Origin of the sequence: Brevibacillus borstelensis (genome assembly GCF_037834415.1) — a bacterium.
GTDB lineage: Bacteria > Bacillota > Bacilli > Brevibacillales > Brevibacillaceae > Brevibacillus > Brevibacillus borstelensis_A.
Window position 1 is genome coordinate 142,099 of the sequence record NZ_JAUMSJ010000004.1, and the last position, 15,678, is coordinate 157,776.

At 55.0% G+C, this 15,678-nt stretch carries 16 protein-coding genes; all 16 read right to left on the reverse strand.

Annotated elements, in window-relative coordinates:
- Positions 1-15: 15 nt before the first annotated feature.
- Positions 16-1,299, reverse strand: a complete 1,284-nt coding sequence (aroA, locus tag Q3F21_RS06080) for a 3-phosphoshikimate 1-carboxyvinyltransferase (protein WP_340250578.1) — start codon at positions 1,297-1,299, stop codon at positions 16-18.
- A gap of 129 nt (positions 1,300-1,428) precedes the next feature.
- On the reverse strand, positions 1,429-2,529 hold the full coding sequence (locus Q3F21_RS06085) for a prephenate dehydrogenase (protein ID WP_340250579.1): 1,101 nt from the start codon (positions 2,527-2,529) through the stop codon (positions 1,429-1,431).
- Positions 2,530-2,600: 71 nt separating this feature from the next.
- Entirely contained in the window at positions 2,601-3,695 is a 1,095-nt protein-coding gene (hisC, locus tag Q3F21_RS06090) for a histidinol-phosphate transaminase (protein ID WP_340250580.1), read from the reverse strand.
- A gap of 30 nt (positions 3,696-3,725) precedes the next feature.
- On the reverse strand, positions 3,726-4,544 hold the full coding sequence (gene trpA, locus Q3F21_RS06095) for a tryptophan synthase subunit alpha (protein WP_340250581.1): 819 nt from the start codon (positions 4,542-4,544) through the stop codon (positions 3,726-3,728).
- Positions 4,541-5,773 carry a tryptophan synthase subunit beta gene (trpB, locus tag Q3F21_RS06100; protein WP_340250582.1) on the reverse strand — a complete coding sequence of 411 codons (1,233 nt, stop codon included), beginning with the start codon at positions 5,771-5,773 and terminating at the stop codon, positions 4,541-4,543. The genes trpA and trpB overlap by 4 nt, the downstream gene beginning before the upstream one ends.
- Positions 5,770-6,414, reverse strand: coding sequence for a phosphoribosylanthranilate isomerase (locus Q3F21_RS06105; RefSeq protein WP_340250583.1), 645 nt, complete (start codon positions 6,412-6,414; stop codon positions 5,770-5,772). The genes trpB and Q3F21_RS06105 overlap by 4 nt, the downstream gene beginning before the upstream one ends.
- Complete coding sequence (gene trpC / locus Q3F21_RS06110) at positions 6,411-7,220, reverse strand: indole-3-glycerol phosphate synthase TrpC (RefSeq protein WP_340250584.1); 810 nt, start codon at positions 7,218-7,220, stop codon at positions 6,411-6,413. Before trpC ends, Q3F21_RS06105 begins: the two co-directional genes overlap by 4 nt.
- Complete coding sequence (gene trpD, locus Q3F21_RS06115; RefSeq protein WP_340250585.1) at positions 7,210-8,235, reverse strand: anthranilate phosphoribosyltransferase; 1,026 nt, start codon at positions 8,233-8,235, stop codon at positions 7,210-7,212. The genes trpC and trpD overlap by 11 nt, the downstream gene beginning before the upstream one ends.
- Positions 8,229-9,746 (reverse strand): anthranilate synthase component I, encoded by a 1,518-nt coding sequence (gene trpE, locus Q3F21_RS06120; protein ID WP_340250586.1) that lies wholly within the window; start codon positions 9,744-9,746, stop codon positions 8,229-8,231. The genes trpD and trpE overlap by 7 nt, the downstream gene beginning before the upstream one ends.
- A 433-nt stretch (positions 9,747-10,179) precedes the next feature.
- Positions 10,180-10,551 (reverse strand): chorismate mutase, encoded by a 372-nt coding sequence (gene aroH, locus Q3F21_RS06125; RefSeq protein WP_340250588.1) that lies wholly within the window; start codon positions 10,549-10,551, stop codon positions 10,180-10,182.
- A gap of 5 nt (positions 10,552-10,556) precedes the next feature.
- Positions 10,557-11,657 carry a 3-dehydroquinate synthase gene (gene aroB, locus Q3F21_RS06130; RefSeq protein WP_340250589.1) on the reverse strand — a complete coding sequence of 367 codons (1,101 nt, stop codon included), beginning with the start codon at positions 11,655-11,657 and terminating at the stop codon, positions 10,557-10,559.
- Entirely contained in the window at positions 11,657-12,817 is a 1,161-nt protein-coding gene (gene aroC, locus Q3F21_RS06135) for a chorismate synthase (RefSeq protein WP_340250590.1), read from the reverse strand. Before aroC ends, aroB begins: the two co-directional genes overlap by 1 nt.
- Before the next feature lie 182 nt (positions 12,818-12,999).
- Positions 13,000-13,167 (reverse strand): hypothetical protein, encoded by a 168-nt coding sequence (locus Q3F21_RS06140; RefSeq protein ID WP_340250591.1) that lies wholly within the window; start codon positions 13,165-13,167, stop codon positions 13,000-13,002.
- 73 nt (positions 13,168-13,240) lie between these two features.
- Positions 13,241-14,014 (reverse strand): CheR family methyltransferase, encoded by a 774-nt coding sequence (locus tag Q3F21_RS06145; RefSeq protein WP_340250592.1) that lies wholly within the window; start codon positions 14,012-14,014, stop codon positions 13,241-13,243.
- A 142-nt stretch (positions 14,015-14,156) separates the two neighbouring features.
- Entirely contained in the window at positions 14,157-14,600 is a 444-nt protein-coding gene (gene ndk / locus Q3F21_RS06150; protein ID WP_340250593.1) for a nucleoside-diphosphate kinase, read from the reverse strand.
- Positions 14,601-14,702: 102 nt separating this feature from the next.
- A complete protein-coding gene (locus tag Q3F21_RS06155) occupies positions 14,703-15,668 on the reverse strand; it encodes a polyprenyl synthetase family protein (protein ID WP_340250594.1) in 966 nt (321 codons plus the stop codon).
- Between the last annotated feature and the right edge of the window lie 10 nt (positions 15,669-15,678).

Sequence of the window (15,678 nt, forward strand, 5' to 3'; positions counted from 1 at the left end):
TAGTTGCTTCCCTCGTCAGTTGCTGATGATGCTCTGCAGGATATCGGGGAAGCCAGGGAAGGATACCAGAATCGCATCGTCGTTGTCGATCAGCGTCTCGCCTTCCGCCGCCAATCCGGCGACCGCCATTGCCATCCCGATCCGATGATCGCCAAAACTGTCGATAACAGCCCCTCTCAACGGGGTCGGGCCTTCGATGATCATGCCGTCATCCGTAGGGATGATATTGGCCCCGAGCTTCGTCAGTTCGCTCACTACTGTAGCGATTCTGTCTGTTTCTTTTACCTTTAACTCCTCTGCGTCCTTGATCACCGTACGTCCGTATGCTTGCGTGGCCATTACCGCAATGACCGGAATTTCATCGATCAGCCGGGGAATGATGTCGCCGCAAATCTCCGTCCCCTTCAGTTCGGAATAGGTCACAAGCAGATCTGCAACCGGCTCTTCATTGACTACTCGTTCATTGATGAGCTCAATTTTTCCCCCCATCATGTTTACGACATCCAAAATACCGGTACGGCTCGGGTTGATACCCACGTTTTCGATCAAAAGAGAGCTTCCCGGCACCATCATCACTGCCGCAATCATGTAAGCCGCGGATGAAATGTCTCCCGGCACCTGAATGGCTCTCCCTTTCAGCTTCTGTCCGCCCTCGATCGAAACGGTCAGGCCATTTCGGACGAGCTTCACGCCGAAGGCTTGCAGCATCCTCTCCGTGTGGTCGCGGGACAATTGCGGTTCGGTCACGCTGGTCACTCCGTTTGCCTGCATACCTGCGAGCAGAATCGCCGATTTGATCTGGGCGCTGGCAACAGGCGATTGATACGACATCGCCTGCAGCTCCCCTCCGCGGATGGAAAGCGGCGTGAATTCCCCATCTTTCCGCCCGTCGATTTTGGCACCCATCTGGCGCAGCGGTCCAATCACTCGGCGCATCGGCCGTTTTGCGATGGATTCGTCTCCTTCCATCACACTGTGAAACGGCTGCGTGGCGAGAATTCCAGACATCAGTCGAATGGTCGTACCGGAGTTTCCTACATCAAGATGCTGGGATGGCTCTTGAGGTCCGTACCAGCCTTTGCCGTGAACCGTCACCCGGTCTTTATCCTGAACGATTTCCACGCCCATCCTGCGAAAACAGCTGATCGTACTCAAGCAGTCGGCCCCCGGAAGGAAGCCTTCGATATTTGTCGTTCCTTCAGCCAGCGCACCAAACATGACGGCACGATGGGAAATGGACTTATCTCCTGGTACCCGGACGGTTCCCTTGATCTGACTTGCACGTTGAACGCGTAGCACAGCGACTCTCTCCTTTTTCTGCTCTGTATTTCGAACATTTCCTGACTCGAACCTGTCAAAGCATGCCCGTATGCATGTGCATTCGCACAGCAAAGCGTCTATGCCCCAAAGCGGGATGGTATGAGCAATTTACTCCCGTCTATACACGTTATACCCGAAGTACCGGAGCAACTCTTCGCCCTTCTCCAACTCAAGCTGGCTGCGAAACGTAATCCGCAGGACACCGAGAATATCTTCACGCGTCTCCCGAATCTGGAGGTTGGTGATGTTGATGTTTTTTGCGCCAAGAAGGGTTGTAATTCGGCCGATTTCTCCCGGATGGTCCGGTATATCGATGTACAAATCGTACAGCGGAGGCATTGCTCCTTTTTTTCGTTCGGGAAGACCGTCTCGGAAATCGCGGGCCGTCCGGAAAAAATGCTCGATCTGTTCTGCCTCTCCTTCTTTTACGAGCGCCATGACATCCTCGAGCGCTTTTGACCAATCCTCCGCAATGCGCAGAAGGTGCTCTCTGTTGTTCAACAAAACGTCGCGCCACATTCTCGGATTGCTCGATGCGATCCGCGTAATGTCGCGAAATCCGCCTGCGGCCAAGCGATGGTGCCACGGATTGCGTTCGTCGTAGCCCGCCACCACATTTACCAGAGCTGACGCCAAAATATGCGGAAAATGACTGACAGAACCGACCACCTGATCGTGCTCGTCCGGGTCCATCCGAATCACGTTGGCCCGCGTCAAAGACAAAATGCTGACCAATCTTTCCAACTGATCCTCCGGCACATCGGATGCCGGAGTCAGTACATAATAGGCATTTTCAAACAGCCGGTCTGAAGCCGCCTCGACTCCTGATTTATGCGATCCTGCCATCGGATGCCCGCCGATGAAGGTGACAGCCTTGGGCATTTTCTCCCGTGCATAACGGATAATGCCAGACTTCGTGCTCCCCACGTCCGTGACGATCACGCCCGGCTGCAGGGACAAGGCAGGCAGCCTGTCCAGCGTAGCGTAAATTTGTTCCACCGGTGCGGCGATAAAAATGACGTTTGCTTCTCTGACAGCGGTCTGCAGATCAGTCGTCCCGGCATGAATGACGCCGGAAGTAAGCGCCTTGTCCAGGCACTCCTGACGGACGTCGAAACCGACGACGCGCACCTGCGGGTCTTGGCGCAGCGACAGCGCGATAGACCCGCCGATCAAGCCGACCCCAATGATTGCGATGGTGGTATTCATCTCCACACTCTATCCCCTTCTGTATATGTCTAGACAAAAATGCCGGATGCTGGACTCCGGCATTTTTGCTTTTATTTTCCTGCTCCCACGACGATGCCTGCCAAAGCCTGCAGCACCTTTTCATTCTGCTCGGTCGTCCCCACCGTGATCCGCTGATACCCTGGGAAGCCAAGCGCCCTGCCGGAGCGAACGATAATTCCTTGCTGCAGAAGCTTTTTGAACACCTCGTCGGAATCAAGGTTCAGGTTGACCAGGACGAAATTTGTCTGAGACGGATAGTACGACAGTCCCCACTCGTCAAAGCGGTCTGTCAGCTGTTTCAAACCTTCCCGGTTTCGCCTGCTGCATTCGTTGACGAACTCCTGGTCCTTCAATGCGGCACGAGCGGCAGCCTGGCCAAGCGAGCTGGTGTTGAACGGCTCGCGGACGTGGTCCAAATGGCTGATGATCTCTTCGGAAGCGATTCCGTAGCCTACGCGCAGCGTGGCCAGACCGTAAATCTTGGAGAACGTGCGAAGAATGATCAGGTTTGGATACTGGGCGAGCAGCGGGATTGTCTGCGGATACGCTTCATCGACGACATACTCGTAGTAGGCTTCATCCATCACTACCAGAACCTCTTTTGGCACCTTTTTCAGGAACGCCTCCAGCTCGGTTGTGCCGACAATCGTACCGGACGGGTTGTTCGGGTTGCACACCCAGACCACCTTCGTCTGATCGTTGATCGCGGCAGCCATCGCCTCCAGATCGTGCACGCCCTCTTTCAGCGGCACCTCGATCAGTTCGGCGCCCTCCACGATTGCGTTGGAACGGTATTGGGAGAACGTCGGAGTCGCCATCACCGTATTCGTTCCCGGTTCCAGGTAGGCGCGGGAAATCATCAGGACAATCTCATCCGATCCGTTTCCAAACATCAGCTGCTCTGGCTTTACGCCGAGAAAGTCTGCCAAGTCCCAGCGAAGCTGAAGACTTGCTCCATCCGGGTAAAGCGCGAGCGAATCCAACTGTGCCGCGATCGCTTCTTTCGCCTTGGGCGAACAGCCGTATGGATTTTCGTTGGACGCCAGCTTGATTACTTCGGTCAAGCCGAATTCTCGCTTCACATCTTCGATCGGCTTTCCTGGCTGGTAAACGGGTGCGCTAAGAATACGCTGCTTCGGTCGCATCCACACTTCACTCCAGTCACATTTTTCCCCTTATTGTAGCGCACTCGTCAGCTGATGTACAAAGTTTTTTATTCTTTTGACTCCTTCTGCAAGCTGCTCCGGGTCTGCGAGCAGCTCGCCCTGACGCTCGATTTCCGTGACGATGGCGCTGCCGACAATAATCCCGTCCGTGTAGGGAGCGACCGCCTTTATCTGCTCCGGCGTAGAAATCCCGAAACCGACAGCCGTTGGCGCTTGCGTCGAAGAGCGGACCCGCTGAAGGAAATCAGCCAAATCCTCGCTCAGGCTTGCTCTTGCGCCGGTAACGCCGAGCGAGGAAACGCAGTACAAAAAGCCGGTGGCCTGTTCGCCGATCGTTCGGACGCGTTCATCCGAGGTTGGAGCAACCAGTGAAATGACGTGGAGCCCATGCTCGGAAGCCGCCTTTACAACAGGACCGTTTTCCTCCACGGGCAAATCGGGAATGACGATCCCGTCAGCTCCTTTCGCCGCCAAATCGGCAAACAGGCGATCGATCCCGTATTGCAGGACCGGGTTGACGTAGGTGAAGAGCACGAGCGGCGTCTCCATACCGGATTGACGCAGACGCGCCACCAGTTCAAGGGCGTCCTTGATCGTCACCCCGTTGGCCAGTGCCCTTTGCGAGGCTCTTTGGATCGTAGGTCCGTCAGCCAGCGGATCGGAGTAGGGAACGCCAAGCTCCAAAAGGTCCGCCCCTGCTTCTACGAGACCGTGCGCCAGTTGAAACGTAGCCTCCAGGCCAGGGTCGCCTACGGTCAGAAAAGGGATGAACCGTTTGCGTGTACGGTCGGCAAACAGGTGGTCGATTCGATTTTCTGTCCGGCTCATTTCGCTTCCCCTCCTGCAACTCTCGTCTCCAATGCAGTTTGAATCGTTTCCACGTCTTTATCGCCTCTTCCCGACAGACAAATAACCAGGATTTGGCCAGATTTCATTTGCGGCGCCCGCTTGATTGCTTCCGCCACCGCATGGGCGCTCTCCAGCGCCGGGATAATCCCTTCTGTACGGCACAACAGCTCTACCGCCTGCAAAGCTTCGTCATCCGTGACGGACGTGTAACGAACCCGTCCCGTATCCTTCAAATATGCGTGCTCCGGCCCCACGCCCGGGTAATCCAGCCCGGCAGAGATGGAGTGCGCCTCCTGAACCTGGCCGTATTCATCCTGCAAGAGATAGGTCATCGCGCCGTGGATGACGCCCGGCCGGCCGAGACTGAGCGTAGCGGCGTGCTTGTCAGTCCCGATGCCGTGTCCTGCCGCTTCTACTCCGCGCAAAGAAACAGCCGCGTCCTGGATGAACGGATAGAACATCCCGATCGCGTTGCTTCCCCCGCCGACGCACGCAATCACTTCGTCGGGAAGCCGGCCAAGCATCTCCATAATCTGTCCACGGGTCTCTTCGCCGATAATTTTTTGAAATTCTCGAACCATGTAAGGATATGGATGTGGACCGACAACCGATCCGATGACGTAAAAGGTTTCATCCACATGAGAAACCCAGTAGCGGATCGCTTCATTGGTGGCATCCTTCAGCGTTCGCGAGCCTGACTCCGCCGGGATCACTTCGGCTCCCAGCATCTTCATCCGAAATACGTTCAGCGCTTGCCGTTTGATGTCTTCGGTGCCCATAAACACTTTGCAGGACAAGCCCAGCTTTGCAGCTACCGTGGCACTGGCAACACCGTGCTGGCCCGCGCCCGTTTCCGCGATGATGGAGGTCTTCCCCATCCTCTTCGCCAAAAGCCCTTGCCCCAGCGCGTTGTTCAGCTTGTGGGCGCCGGTATGGTTCAAATCCTCCCGTTTCAAATAGATGCGGGCTCCCCCGAGATGCGCGGTCAGTTTATCCGCGTACGTAAGCGGTGTCGGCCTGCCGGCATACTCTCGCAGCAAATCGCTGAGCTCCTTTCGGAATGTCGGGTCAGCCTGCGCATCGGAAAAGGCCGCCTCCAGCTCGGCCAGAGCGTTCATCAGTGTCTCCGGAACGTACTTCCCCCCGAAAGCCCCAAACCGTCCGTGCTGATCGGGCACTTGCTTTGCCTTTGTTCCAGTCGTTGTCATGCCTCTCTCACCCTTCCCACAAATTCTCGTATTTTCTGCTCGTCCTTTTCTCCCTCGGTCTCTACACCGCTTGAAACGTCAATGACAGACGGCCGGTAGTTCCTGATGAGCTCGCCGACGTTTTCACCGTGAATCCCGCCAGCGATAATGCACGGGAGCGGCGATGCGCATTTCTGCAGAAACGGGATTTGCTCCCAGGAAAAGCGTTTCCCCGTCCCTCCTGCCAGCGCCGGATCATACGTATCGAACAGCAGGGCATTGGTCACGCCGCGGTACGCTTTTATCTGTTCTGCCTCCGTATCGCCACCCTTGTCGCTTCCGACCGCCATTGCTTTCCAGACCGGCAGTGAAAAACGCTCCTGCACTTCGTGGCAAAAATCCGGAGTTTCACGGCCGTGAAGCTGGATCACGGAAAGCTGGGCTTGGTCAAGGACTTCTTCCAGTTCAGCCAGAGATGGATTAACAAATACCCCGACAGCGGGGGGATGCCCCGGCACTGCCCGAAGTACTGCTTCAGCCTGCTGCCCCGTGACTTGGCGCTTGCTGAAAGCAAACACAAAGCCGACGTAGTCGACAGCCAATTGTGTGAGACAAGCGAGTGTCTCTGCTCGTTTTATCCCGCAAATCTTGATCTGTGTCATGATTTCACCCGCTCGCTGCGCCCCGCTTTTTCCCCCACCAGATCAATCACGGCCTGGGTGACGTTTTGCTGGCGCATAAAATGTTCGCCCACGAGTATGGCACGGGCCCCTGCTTCCTGTACGAAAGCCACGTCCTCCACGCTGTTTATCCCGCTTTCGCTGATGATCGGAATCCCGGCAGGCACCAGCGCCGCAAGCTCTTTGGTGGCAGCCAGATCCGTGCGAAACGTGTGCAGGTTACGGTTGTTGATGCCGAGCAAGGTCGGTGTGACTACGCGCAATACCGCATCCAGCTCACTTCTGTCGTGCACCTCGATCAGAATGTCCATGCCAAGCTCGGTCGCTGTCTGGGCGAGCTCCTTTAGCTGAGGTCCTTCAAGGATGGCGGCGATGAGCAAAATGCAATCGGCACCGCAGGCTCTCGCTTCGACTACCTGCAATGTGTCAATCATAAAATCCTTGCGCAGCAAAGGCTGGGAAACGGCCTTTCTGATCTCCTTCAGATACGCTTTGCTCCCCTGGAAAAAGGGAGCATCGGTCAGAACCGACATGCATTCAACCTCGGCGGCAGCGTAGCTTTGCGCTATGGCCACAGGCTCAAAATCGGGCCGGATCAATCCTTTGGACGGCGAAGCCTTTTTCACCTCGGCAATGACACTGACAGGGCGGCTGCTCTGCAGCAAGGCATTGCCGAAGCCCTTGGCCGGCCGCATTTCCCTTGCCTCCTCCAGCAGTTTCGCGATGCTCGTGGCGGCCCGAAGCTCTGCCACTTCCTCCCGTTTCCGTTCCACAATCTTACGAAGCATGGATCAACCCTCCCGCCACTTGCCGAAATTGTTCCAATTTTTCTTTCACGATTCCGTCGTCGATCAATTCAGCCGCGGTGATGACTCCGTGTCCGATACTGCTGACTTTGCCGGAAAGATAGAGGATTGCCCCGGCATTCAAGAGCACGATGTCGCGGGCTGCGCCTCGCTTCCCGCTGTAGATGTCCTCCACGATTTTCGCGTTTTCCTTGGCGTCCCCGCCGCGCAGGGCATCCAGGGAGTGCCGTTTCAATCCGAATTGCTCCGGCTCGATTTCGTAATCGGTAATGATGCCGTCCCGAAGCTCGGAGACAAAGCTGGGCCCGGTCACTGTGAGTTCGTCCAGACCATCCGCGCCTGCCACGACCAGCGCCCGTTCGACACCCAATTCCCGCAATACTTCGGCAACGGTATGCAAGAGCTTGGCGTCGTATATACCGAGCAGCTGGTACTTTGCTTCCGCCGGGTTCGTCAGCGGCCCAAGCAAATTGAAGACAGTTCTGACCGCCAGCTCTCTTCGCGGGCCAGCCGCATGCTTCATCGCCTGGTGGTAGAGCGGAGCAAACAAAAAGCAGAGGTTAGTCGCTCGCAAGCAGTCGGCCGCATCTTCCGGGGAAAGGGTGATCGGCACGCCTAGCGCCTCCAGCACATCGGCGCTTCCGCTTTTGCTCGATACCGCGCGGTTTCCGTGCTTGGCAATCGGTACGCCGGCACTCGCAGCCACAATTGCCGCTGCGGTCGAGATGTTGAAGGTGTGGCTGCCGTCCCCGCCTGTGCCGCATGTATCGACCATACCGGGCACATCAAGCGGCAATCGAACCGCCCGCTCTCTCATCGCCTTGGCAAATCCGATGATTTCCTCGGCTCGCTCCCCTTTCATCCGCATGCCAGCCATAAACGCACCGATCTGGGCTGCCGTCGCCTTTCCGTCCATGATCTCACCCATGGCCGCTTCCGCATGCACTCGATCGAGATCGCATCCGCCTATGATTTTTTCCAAAGCTGTCTTTAGCATACACGCTCCTCCTTCCGCGCAAAAAGCTGCTCCGCCTTTTCCAAAGCCGCCAGCATCGCCGCTGCCTTGTTTACGGATTCCTGGTACTCTGCGGCAGGATCGGAATCGGCTACGATCCCGGCTCCAGCCTGGACGTAAGCGTATCCCCCCTGGAACAGCAGCGTCCGGATCGTAATGCACGTATCCATCGTCCCGTCAAATGCCAAATATCCAATCGCTCCTGCGTACAGGTGACGGGAATCAGGCTCCAGCTCGGCGATGATTTCCATTGCTCTGAGCTTGGGAGCGCCCGACACCGTTCCGGCCGGAAAAGCAGACAGCAGAGCGTCAAAGGGATGGGCGTCCTCGCGCAGCTGTCCCGTTACGTGCGACACCATGTGCATGACATGCGAATAGTTTTCAATAACCAGTGACTCTTCCACCTGAACGCTGCCGTAGCGCGAGACCCGCCCCACGTCATTTCTGCCGAGATCCAGCAGCATGTAATGCTCGGCACGCTCTTTCGGGTCGTTCAAGAGATCTTCCGCCAGCCTTGCGTCTTCCTCGGGAGAACCGCCTCTTTTTCGCGTACCGGCGATCGGGCGCATTTCCACCTTGCCATCTTCCACTCTCACCAAGAGCTCTGGCGACGTTCCGACGATCATTTCCTGATCGTACTGCAGAACGTACATGTACGGGGAAGGATTTAGCGTGCGCAGCACCCTGTAGACGGAAAACGGATCAACCTCGGTGGCAGCCCGAAAGCGCTGGGAGAGCACCACCTGGAAAATGTCTCCCGCGGCTATATACGACTTCGCCGCCTCCACCATCTTCTCGTAGGCTTCGCGGCTCATATTGCTCTCAACCGCTACTTTCCGTGCAGGCGTTTCGCCTAGCGGAAGCCGTTGATTCACATCGTGTCCCGGAGCTGTCACCTGGACGGCCAGCTGTTCCAGCCTGTCACACACTGCCTCATACTTTTGACGGATGCACTCGGTGGTATCTCCCGTTTCCGCGTGAAGGTTGACGATCAGCTGGATCTCCTGCTTCAAGTGGTCGAACGCGATGATCTCGTCAGCAAACAAAAAGCGCATATCCGGCAGCTCCAGGCTGTCTTTCCGATGGCGCGGAAGCTGCTCGAAGTAATGCAGGGTATTGTAGCCGAAAAAACCGACCGCTCCGCCACTGAGGCGGGGAAAATTGCTCAGCTTCGGACTTTTGTAGCGCTCCATTTCCTTCCGCAGGTAATGAACAGGGTTTCCTTGGAGCGTAAACTGCCCACCGTCGCGTTTCTTGACTGCAATCTGATTGCCGGTGGCCTCCACAGTCTGAAACGGATTAAGCCCGATGAACGAATAGCGGGCCCAGCGGGAGCCTCCCTCCACACTTTCCAGCAGAAAGGACTGAGGTGTGCGAATCTTCTGATACAAGCGAATGGGGGTTTCTTGGTCAGCCAGCAGTGTCATGCGAACCGGAATCAGCGAGTATGACTGCGCCAGTGACTGGACTTCTGTCAAGGATGGGGTAAACATGGACTCTCACCTCTTTTGTCGAGGTGGCAAATGAGTAAAGGGGAACAAGCCTTCGCCGCAGACAATACGGATAGCCAAGGACAACGCCGAAATGGCGCGTCTGTTCGATCCGTGTATGCTGTCTGCTGCGATGCACAAGGCGTGCAACAGCCGATGCTGCCAGGGGGCGTGGGCAGATACCGACGCGGCTTTTGAATCCTCTTCCTCTTTTGACACCTGCGTGTGTAGAGGAAGAGATAGGGGGAGAATAAAAAATCCAGGAAGATCCCTGGATTGATTGTGTACGCATTCACAATCCCAGCTTGCTCTTCTCTCCTCAGCCTAACTCTTCTTCACTCAACTCTGCTCAATCTCTTCTCTGCCGGTTTTGCTTATTACCGGAAAAACGAGGCACCCTCGTTTTTTACTATACTAAAAGAGGGTGCCCATGATGTCAATCTTTCTTTACCAAATCCGGCCGCAATTTTACCGCTTCCCGCATAAAGACATGCTCGATCTCGGACGCTTTCTTCTCCGTGTTGACCAGCATCATGACACGGATACAGGAAGGCAGGCTTCCCGGAACAGGGATCTCTCTGGCGCACATCAACGGGACGTATTGCCACCCCTCGATCAGCCTGGCTCCCTGTGCGGGAAACGCCGCCTTTACATCATCCGTGGTCGTGATCAAAATACTGGCGATATCATCCGGCACGACATGATTTCGCCGGACCATCTCTTCGAGCAGCAGCTTGGTCGCAGAAATGATCTCTTCTTTTGTATCTTGTTCTATCGTAATGGCTCCTCGTATGCCTCGCACTCCCATTTACTCTAAGCCCCCGCTTCTTCTTTCATGACTGTCAAAACAAGCTCTTCGTCCACCCGGGCAAACAGCTCGACTGTGCCGATTGCCCGCGGCAAAACGAGCGCCAGTTTGCCGCCGACTGCCTTTTTATCGCGTTTCATGACTTCCAAAACATCTTTCGGATCGAGCGCGTGCGGCCACTCTGTTGGCAGCTGGTACTGCCGCAGAAGCTGCCTGGTTCGCTCATACACGCCATCCTGTGCAACACCTATGCGTTCTGCCACCTTCGCCGCAAGGCACATCCCGATTGAGATCGCTTCGCCGTGATTGAGCCTCGAATACTCGCAAAGCGCCTCAAAAGCGTGTCCAAACGTATGGCCCAAATTCAGCAGCGCTCTTTGGTTTTGCTCGGTTTCGTCTGCCGACACGATGCTGGCCTTCACTTCGCAGCCGCGGCAAATGGCTTTGCTCAACAATTCAGAATCCAGCTGCCAAAGCTTTTCCGCGTTTGCCTCCAGCCAGGAGACAAAGCTCTCGTCAGCTATTAAACCGTGCTTGAGCACTTCCGCGAACCCGGCGGCGCGTTCTCTCTCGGGCAAAGTCCGAATGGCCGATGTATCGTACAACACCAGACGAGGCTGGTGGAAGGCCCCGATCAGATTTTTCCCCAATGGATGGTTGATCGCCACTTTCCCCCCGACAGAGCTGTCGTGTGCAAGCAGCGTTGTCGGCACTTGGACGAAAGCGATACCGCGCATGTAGGTGGCGGCAACAAAGCCAGCCAAATCGCCGACCACTCCGCCGCCAAGCGCGAGGATTGCCGATTTGCGGTCCAATCCGGCGGAAATCGCCTCGGTCATTACGGCTTCATACACGGCAAGGCTTTTTGATTGCTCGCCAGGCCCAATCACAAACGAATGAACGGCGTATCCGGCCGCCTCCAAGGCAGCTTTCAGCGGCTGCAGATAGCGTGGTGCCACATTTTCATCCGTGACCACGAGCAGCTTGGACGCAGGGGCAAGCCCCGCCTCCCGCAGCAGAGGTCCCGCCTGCTGCAAGAGGCCGTCGCCAATGATGATCGGATACGAGCGCTCGCCCAGCTCTACTGTCAGCGTCTCTTTCTTCATCAGAATTTCTCCGTATAAGCCCGGTATTGCCGAACATTTTCAAGCATGTCGTCCAGCGAATCGGAAGGAAACTTCTCGCACATGGCTTGGGCAATCTCCCAAGCAACCACCGCTTCAGCCACTACGCTCGCAGCCGGGACCGCGCAGCTGTCGGAGCGCTCAATGCTCGCCGAAAACGCTTCGCGACTATCGATATCGACGCTCATCAATGGCTTGTACAGAGTCGGAATCGGCTTCATGACGCCGCGTACGACGACAGGCATTCCCGTTGTCATGCCGCCTTCCAGCCCTCCCGCCCGGTTGGATTTCCGGCTGTATCCCTTCTCTTCGTTCCAGACGATTTCATCATGGACCTGTGACCCCGGCTGTCCAGCCGCTTCAAATCCGATCCCGATTTCTACCCCTTTGAACGCCTGAATGCTCATCACTGCCTGCGCCAAGCGTCCATCCAATTTTCGATCCCACTGAACGTGGCTGCCCAGGCCGATCGGAACGCCTTCAACGACGACCTCGACGATCCCGCCGAGCGAATCACCGTCCTGCTTGGCCTGATCGATCGCAGCCATCATCAGCTGTGCCGCCTCTTCATCTAGACAGCGGACAGGCGATTCTTCGGTCCGGGCAATCAGCTCTTCCAGAGGTACGTCGATTTTTTTGGCAACGACATTTCCGATCTGCAGCACCTGTCCGCCTATTCGGATGCCGAACGCCTCCAGCAATTGTCTGGCGACAGCCCCGACAGCAACACGAATCGTCGTCTCGCGAGCGCTTGATCGCTCAAGAATATTGCGCATATCGCGCTGATGGTACTTGATCGCTCCATTCAAATCCGCATGTCCCGGGCGCGGACGGGATACACGCCGTTTTTCATCTGCGCCCTCGACTGGCTCGACGCTCATGATGCCTTGCCAATGCGCCCAGTCTTTATTTTCGACAACCAGTGTAATCGGGGCCCCGGTCGTATAACCGTGCCTGACCCCGGAAAGCACCTTTACCTGGTCTTTTTCAATCTGCATTCTTCGGCCACGTCCATGGCCTTTTTGCCGTCTCGCCAATTGTTCGTTGATCGCCTCGACAGAGAACGGCAGGTTGCTTGGAATCCCTTCGATAATGGCCGTCAATTGCGGGCCGTGCGATTCCCCCGCTGATAAATAACGCATCTCTCGCTTCCTCCATCCTCCAGGCAGCACTTTCTTTTCCCTCGATCCGGGGCGCTGTCCTTTATCACTTTTAAGCGTTATAATATCATACCTCTTACCCCGAGGAAATACAAAAGTGGGAAACTTTCTGAATCTAGACAAAACGCTTCTCGACTTGAGAAGCGTCCGCTGTCATATCCTGTTTAGTAATGGTCAGCCATCATCCAGGAATTCGAAGGATTCGAGCGGCGGCTATGATGCGCCCGGACGAGGTCATCCACCTGTGTTTTTTCCGCTCCAAGAATTTGCCCGCACTCCTGGAGAGTGATCAAGCCTCTTCGATATGCCTCGATGACCTTTTGCTTATCCATCTGCTTCCTCCCTATCGGCTTGTTATTCATAGTCTTGGGAAAAAACAGCATGGATATACCCGATAGATTTCTTTTACCCTAATTTTCGGTAAAAGAATGTATCCTCTGTTTCAAACTGGTATTGCTGTGGCTGGAAAATCTGCTCCGTACTGCCGACGAACAGGACGCCGCCCGGCTTCAACGCACGGCTGAATTTATGGTAGAGCTCATGCTTGGCCTCTTCCGTAAAATAGATCATGACGTTGCGGCAAATAATCAGGTCAAATCCGGACTCGAATGTATCCGCCAGAAGGTTGTGCTTGCGGAAATTCACACGGTTTTTCACTTCATCCGAAATGCGGTAGCTCAAGCTGTCTTTTTGGAAGTACTTGGAAAGCAAATCTTTTGGGCAGTCCTGCAGGGCTCTGTCCGTGTACACGCCTTGTTTCGCTTTGGCAATTGCCCCTTCGTCAATATCCGATGCCAGTACCGAAGCATCCCAACGATGGCGCAGCAGCAGAAGCGACAGTGTGTAAGGCTCTTCTCCCGTCGAGCATGCGGCACTCCAGCATTTTAGACGCGGAGACTGACGCACCAGCCTGGGCAAGATCTTATTCTCAAGCACTTCCCACCGCCCCGGATTGCGGAAAAACTCCGACACGTTGATCGTCATGCGGTCCAGAAACTCGTAAAACAGCTCCTTGTCTTTAGCGATCGCCTCAAAGTACTGGGCAAAAGTCGTATACCCCCGTTTCAAGCGGAGCGAAGTAAGCCGCCGTTTCATCTGTGCTTCCTTATAGAGTGCGAGGTCAATTCCTGTCATTTTTTTTACGCTGGCGATGAATTGGAGAAAATCCTTGTCTTCCATACTTCGAAATCCCCTTTCGACGACTTACTCATGCGATTCGCGGTTTTTTGACAAAATCCTGCCGAAATTTGTTGTAGATTCGCGAATAAAAGAAAAAGACCCCTTTGCGGAGTCTTTTACCATTTGACTCTGTTTCCAGAGCTTACATCCAGCGTTGGATTGTTTTTTCGTAGGAAAGAACTTCTCCTTGGCCAAACCAGAGAGCAATTTCACGCTCAGCGCTTTCTGGAGAGTCAGAACCGTGGATGATGTTCATGCCAACGGAAGTTGCGAAGTCGCCGCGGATTGTACCGGATGCAGCGTCAGCAGGGTTGGTTTTGCCCATCATGGAACGAGCGGTAGAAATCACGTTGTTGCCTTGCCATACCATGGCGAATACAGGTCCGGACGTGATGAAGTCCACGAGTTCGCCAAAGAACGGGCGCTCTTTATGTTCAGCATAGTGCTGCTCAGCCAGCTCGCGGCTAACAGTCATCAGCTTAGCGCCAACGAGTTGGAAGCCTTTTTTCTCAAAGCGGGAAATGATCTCTCCGATCAGGTTGCGCTGTACGCCATCAGGTTTTACCATCAGAAACGTTTTTTCCATCGTAAGGTTGCCTCCAGTATAGCTATGTATTGGTATTTACACACCAACAGAAATTTTATCAAAAGATAGAGGGGCAATCAACATGCTCCTCTGCGAAAAACATTAAAATTTACGATCGAGAACAAAATTTGCCACACCGATCAGCGATTTTTTCGTTGAATTGTCCGGCAGGTCAGCGATAATACTGCGCGCTCTGGCAATATAGCGCTCTGCCAGTCTTTGTGAAAAAGCGATCCCCTCATCTTTCCGCACCAGCTGAATCGCCTCGTCCACATGGTTCCAGAAGGTATCCTCGCGAATCCACTTTTGAAACTGTTCCCGAGCACTCCCGTGATGAGCCGTGTACATCGCGGGAAGCGTAATGTTGCCTTGGCGCAAGTCGCTGCCGGCAGGCTTGCCCAACTGCTTTTCTGTACCGGTAAAGTCAAGGATGTCATCGGTGATTTGAAATGCCATCCCGACGTTGTATCCGTACCAGTACATCTTGCGGACGAGCTCCTCTGTCGCACCGCTCGCAATCGCCCCCATCTGACAGCTGATCGCGATCAACAAAGCGGTCTTCCGCTTAATTCTGCGCAGGTACATGCGAAAATTTTGATCCCAGCTGTGGAGGGCGCGAACCTGCTCAATCTCTCCCTTTACCATTTCGACGATCGCATTGGCCAAAATCTGGTGGAGCTGAGGAATTTTCAGTTCAGTCACAATCGACAGCGCCCGGGCGAGAATATAGTCCCCCGTGTACATCGCTACTTTGTTGTCCCATTTTGTTTTGACTGTGTCCCGGCCTCTGCGCTTGTCGGCATTGTCGACGACATCGTCATGCACCAGAGTAGCCATATGAATCAGTTCGAGCGGAACCGCCACGTATTTCAGGCGGGTCACATCATAGGACCCCCATTTCCCGCCAAGCAACACAAATACGGGACGCATACGTTTCCCGCCCGCCTTCAAAAGGTGCGTAGATGACTGGTACAGCTCCCGCACTCCCGTATCGATGGATAGTTCCAATTGCTTTTCGATGTACTCCACATCTTTTTTCATTTCAAAATATATATCGACTAGGTTCATCCGCTCCACC

Bases quoted from the DNA above. Each gene is read 5' to 3' on its own strand.
- aroH (WP_340250588.1), bottom strand. From the start codon at position 10,551: ATGGGAGTGCGAGGCATACGAGGAGCCATTACGATAGAACAAGATACA.
- trpD (WP_340250585.1), bottom strand. From the start codon at position 8,235: ATGCTAAAGACAGCTTTGGAAAAAATCATAGGCGGATGCGATCTCGAT.
- aroC (WP_340250590.1), bottom strand. From the start codon at position 12,817: ATGCGTTATTTATCAGCGGGGGAATCGCACGGCCCGCAATTGACGGCC.
- Q3F21_RS06085 (WP_340250579.1), bottom strand. From the start codon at position 2,529: ATGAATACCACCATCGCAATCATTGGGGTCGGCTTGATCGGCGGGTCT.
- trpB (WP_340250582.1), bottom strand. From the start codon at position 5,773: ATGACAACGACTGGAACAAAGGCAAAGCAAGTGCCCGATCAGCACGGA.
- Q3F21_RS06155 (WP_340250594.1), bottom strand. From the start codon at position 15,668: ATGAACCTAGTCGATATATATTTTGAAATGAAAAAAGATGTGGAGTAC.
- Q3F21_RS06105 (WP_340250583.1), bottom strand. From the start codon at position 6,414: ATGACACAGATCAAGATTTGCGGGATAAAACGAGCAGAGACACTCGCT.
- Q3F21_RS06145 (WP_340250592.1), bottom strand. From the start codon at position 14,014: ATGGAAGACAAGGATTTTCTCCAATTCATCGCCAGCGTAAAAAAAATG.
- trpA (WP_340250581.1), bottom strand. From the start codon at position 4,544: ATGAGCCGGACAGAAAATCGAATCGACCACCTGTTTGCCGACCGTACA.
- hisC (WP_340250580.1), bottom strand. From the start codon at position 3,695: ATGCGACCGAAGCAGCGTATTCTTAGCGCACCCGTTTACCAGCCAGGA.
- Q3F21_RS06140 (WP_340250591.1), bottom strand. From the start codon at position 13,167: ATGGATAAGCAAAAGGTCATCGAGGCATATCGAAGAGGCTTGATCACT.
- trpE (WP_340250586.1), bottom strand. From the start codon at position 9,746: ATGTTTACCCCATCCTTGACAGAAGTCCAGTCACTGGCGCAGTCATAC.
- aroB (WP_340250589.1), bottom strand. From the start codon at position 11,657: ATGAAGAAAGAGACGCTGACAGTAGAGCTGGGCGAGCGCTCGTATCCG.
- trpC (WP_340250584.1), bottom strand. From the start codon at position 7,220: ATGCTTCGTAAGATTGTGGAACGGAAACGGGAGGAAGTGGCAGAGCTT.
- ndk (WP_340250593.1), bottom strand. From the start codon at position 14,600: ATGGAAAAAACGTTTCTGATGGTAAAACCTGATGGCGTACAGCGCAAC.